This window comes from Streptomyces sp. HSW2009 (assembly GCF_040240285.1).
Lineage (GTDB): Bacteria > Actinomycetota > Actinomycetes > Streptomycetales > Streptomycetaceae > Streptomyces.
The window spans coordinates 1-229 of record NZ_JBEHZD010001307.1; the positions used below are offsets into that span (position 1 = coordinate 1).

1 pseudogene is annotated in these 229 nt (G+C 83.4%); it reads left to right on the forward strand.

Annotated features, from left to right (window positions below):
* Positions 1-229, forward strand: a pseudogene (locus AAHZ94_RS35500) (hypothetical protein); the annotation flags it as partial.

A 229-nucleotide genomic window follows, 5' to 3' on the forward strand; every position in this document is an offset into this window, starting at 1 on the left:
GCGCTCGCCTCCGCCCTCGCCTTCGAGGCGCCCAAGCTCGGCCTGCGGGCCGGCGGCATCACCGTCGACCACGGCCTGCAAGAGGGCTCCGAGGTGCGCGCCGCCGAGGTCTGTGAGCGCCTCGCCGCGCTGCACCTGGACCCCGTGGAGGCCGTGGCGGTGGCCGTCGGGGGGGGGGGGGGGCGCCCCGCCCCCCCCCCCCCCCCCCCCCGCCCGCGCCCGCGCCCCC